Source organism: Terrisporobacter muris (genome assembly GCF_024621905.1).
Lineage (GTDB): Bacteria > Bacillota > Clostridia > Peptostreptococcales > Peptostreptococcaceae > Terrisporobacter > Terrisporobacter muris.
Map to the genome: position 1 here is coordinate 1 of NZ_JANKBY010000342.1, position 3,698 is coordinate 3,698.

Genomic DNA, 3,698 nt, shown 5'->3' on the forward strand with positions numbered 1-3,698 from the left:
ATATGTGACTCCATTTATTATATATTGTGAACAAAAATTAATCGTTAATAAGATTTAATTATAATTTTGACATAGGTATTAAATAATAGAGGAGTGGAATTATGAATTATAATATAGCTTTAATAAAAGGTGACGGAATTGGACCAGAAATAAGTAAGGAAGCAGTTAAAGTTTTAAAAGCAATAGAAAAAATATATGGACATAATTTTGAGATAAATGAAGTATGTGGTGCAGGAGATGCTGTTGATAAGTTTGGAAATCCTATTCCAACAGAAACTTTAGATGTTTGTATAGAAAGTGATGCAGTTTTAATAGGAAATATTGGCGGAAGTAAGTGGAACAATGAACCCCTTGATAAAAAACCTGTTAAAGCTATTTTAAAGATAAGAAAGGCATTAAATGTAACTTCAAATTTAAGACCAATAACTTTAAATCAAAATCTAAGAGAATTTTCACCATTAAAAGAAAGTATAATATCAAAGGGTATCGATATACTTGTAGTTAGAGATTTAGCTGGAAGCGTAATTTGTGGCGAAAAAAGATTAGGTGTTGGGGAGTTCGGTAGAGAATGTAGTGATTTAGAATATTACAATGAAGAAATAGTAAAAAGGTCAGCTAATAGAGCCTTTAGAGCAGCGTCTACTAGAAGAAATTTAGTATCAAGTGTTGATAAATCAAATGTACTTGCAAGCTCTATGCTTTGGAAAGAGGTTGTAAATGAAACGTCTATAAATTATCCAGATGTTAAAGTTAAGCATCATTTAGTTGATACAGCAGCTATGGAAGTTATATTAAATCCAGAAAAGTTTGATGTTATAGTTACTACAAACATGTTTGGAGATATATTAGCAGATGAACTTAGTCAAATAACAGGAACAGCATGTATGTTACCTTCAGCAGAACTAGATGTTAATGGCAAAGGATTATTCACACCTAATCAATTACACCATCCAGATGAAAGTATAATAGGAATGGACAAAGCAAATCCTATAGGGCTTATATCTTCTGTAGCTTTAATGCTTAGATACTCATTTAACTTACATAAAGAGGCCGATATCATAGAAAGAGCTATAGATTTGGCCATAGAAAAAGGATATAGAACGGAAGATATATTTAGTAAAGGTACAAAATTAATTGGGACTCAAATGATGGGGAATGTGATTTGTGATTGTATAAATGAATTATCAAGTGTAAATAAAATTGCTATCTAATAATTTAATAATATAATATGAAAAAAATAACCTTCTATATAAAATGAAGGTTATTTTTTCATTGTTTTATAATTTATAGTTGCAAATCTAAGAATGATAAATTACCATTAAATCATAAAGTACCTTATATAATGAGGTAGCTCATAAAGAGAGGTGAATGGACTTGTGGATTTAAATAAGGAATTACTAAAAGGTCATATCGATACTTTAATTTTATCCATATTAAATCAAGAGGATTCTTATGGATATGAAATAGCTAAAATAGTTAAAGATGAAACAACATTTGAACTAAAAGAAAGTACCATGTATGTTTCATTAAAAAGATTGGAATCTAAAGGATTGATAAAATCTTATTGGGGTGATAATCAAGATTCGGGGGGGAGAAGAAAGTATTATAACATAACAGAAGACGGAAAAGAAAATTTAGATCTGAAGATTCAAGAATGGAATTTTATACAAGAAGTTATGAATAAATTTTTAAATAAGGGGAAATAGGTTATGAAGATAATAGAAGAATATTTAAATAGATTGTATAAAGATGATGACAGTAAAGATGCAGAAGAGATAAAAGAAGAGATAAAAGGACATTTAATTACTTCTGCAAGAGAGTATATGAATCAAGGATATTTAGAAGATGAAGCGCAAAATAAGGCAATTGAACAATTTGATGGTGGCAATGATGAAGATGCATCTATAGAATTACGATCAATTTATACGAAAAAAATAGATGTAAGAAAAGAAAGAGTGAAAAAACTGGCAGGTATAAGGCTTAAGATACTTAATATATTTGGTTGGTTTTTCGGTGCAGCTTGCTTATCTGCAGCTTTGAGCTTTTATAATACAGTTCCTAAATGGTTAATTGTATTGTTAGTAATTTTAATTATTATATTAATTATTTTGAGCATTGTAATCTCTACTTTAAAAATAAATATGGAAAAGTAATTAATAATAGAATAGGGGGGCTAGGAATGAAAGAAAAATCGTTATCAGAAGAGAATAAAGATAATGTAGAAGAATCAAAAGTAAATAAAAAGATTCGATTATTTAAAGATACAAAATGGGTATCTTTTGGAACTTATATAATGACAGTAGAGTGTTTTTGTTCTTCTAAGGGAGTAGCTAGTTATGTACCATTTATAAATAAAGTGGAATATGAAGAAACTAACATGATTAAGGCATCTTACAACAATGAAAGCTACTATATAGAGAATAAAGAGCTGTGCAAAAATGTATCTATAGGAGATAGAATAGTAGTAACTATTAAATATTCTTATGACAAAGATGATAATTTAATATACACTAATGTTCATCATAGTCATCCATATCCATTATCTTATAATTAAATAAATAGTATAAAAAGCCTTTAATAAATAAATTTATATTATTTAATGAAGGCTTTTTATATGCTATAAAATTATAATATTTTTTAATAGTATTATTATAAGTAAGCTTTTTACTCTGTAAAATTATCATCTGTGCAGCTAACGCATTCAACAGATGATAATTTTTTATTTCTAAAAGGCTCTAAAAAGCTTTCTTTATTGAAAATAAACAATCCAATTAAAATAATTGTACCACCTAAAATAGTAGCTTTATCAGGTATTTCACCCATCATAACAAAACCTAAAATCGTAGTTAAAAATGGAGTGACAAACATATAATTGCTAACATAAGTAGTTTTTTCTGCCATGGAAATTGCCTTTGCCCAGGCAATATAAGCAAGTGCAGAAGAAAAAATTCCAAGTATTAAAACATATATAATATGTTCAATAGGAGCATGTATAGTAGGCTCTATAGCTGAAGGTAAGAAAATACATAAAAATAAAGTTCCTATAAAAATACTATAGGTACTTGCCTCTATTGCTGAATATTTCTTAGTTAGTTTCCTTTGAAGTAAATTATAAGTAGCAAGACAAAGAGCTGCTACTAAAAGCCAAAGCACACCTTCATTAATAGAAAAAGTACCATTCATTAAAGTTAAAACTAAAATTCCTATAAATTCAATTCCTATTGCAAACCATTGATATGTTTTAAGTTTTTCTTTATAAAAGAAAGATGCTAGAAAAGCCGTAAACACTGGAACCATAGCAATAACTATACTACCTGTAGCAGATGTAACCATACCAGTTCCCTTTGTAAATAAAATTACATAGATAAAGAAACCAATGCAACCAGAAAGTAGATAAGTAATAAAATCTTCTTTTTTAGGTTTGTTAATTTTCATAAAACAAATTATAACAAGTAAAGTTAATGATGCTGATAAATATCTTAAAAAACTTAAAGTATATACGTCAAAATATTGAAGGGCTAGCCTAGTAAAGACAAAGGCCATTGCCCAAAATATTATAGTTATAATTGCATAAAAATGATAGTTTTTATTCATAATATTTTACCTCCCACAATTTTTATATTTAATAAACGTATTAATAAGTGAATTATAACAGTTAATTAATCATCGTTGGAAAATTATTTAAATATTTTTAAAGA

At 27.4% G+C, this 3,698-nt stretch carries 5 protein-coding genes; 4 read left to right on the forward strand and 1 reads right to left on the reverse strand.

All coding sequences use genetic code 11. The annotated features are described in order from the left end of the window. Positions 1-101: 101 nt before the first annotated feature. The 4 genes from leuB (at position 102) to NSA58_RS17400 (ending at position 2,554) form a co-directional block, all read left to right on the forward strand. Entirely contained in the window at positions 102-1,211 is a 1,110-nt protein-coding gene (gene leuB / locus NSA58_RS17385) for a 3-isopropylmalate dehydrogenase (RefSeq protein WP_074080033.1), read from the forward strand. A 165-nt stretch (positions 1,212-1,376) separates the two neighbouring features. Further along, a complete protein-coding gene (locus NSA58_RS17390) occupies positions 1,377-1,706 on the forward strand; it encodes a PadR family transcriptional regulator (RefSeq protein WP_039678755.1) in 330 nt (109 codons plus the stop codon). Between the two features lie 3 nt (positions 1,707-1,709). Beyond that, positions 1,710-2,153: a permease prefix domain 1-containing protein gene (locus tag NSA58_RS17395; RefSeq protein WP_074080034.1), complete on the forward strand. Its 444-nt coding sequence runs from the start codon at positions 1,710-1,712 to the stop codon at positions 2,151-2,153. A 26-nt stretch (positions 2,154-2,179) separates the two neighbouring features. Further along, a complete protein-coding gene (locus tag NSA58_RS17400) occupies positions 2,180-2,554 on the forward strand; it encodes a DNA polymerase III subunit delta (protein ID WP_257560743.1) in 375 nt (124 codons plus the stop codon). Positions 2,555-2,664: 110 nt separating this feature from the next. On the opposite strand, the gene NSA58_RS17405 is transcribed toward NSA58_RS17400, so the two are convergent. Next, positions 2,665-3,594, reverse strand: coding sequence for a DMT family transporter (locus NSA58_RS17405; protein WP_039678752.1), 930 nt, complete (start codon positions 3,592-3,594; stop codon positions 2,665-2,667). Between the last annotated feature and the right edge of the window lie 104 nt (positions 3,595-3,698).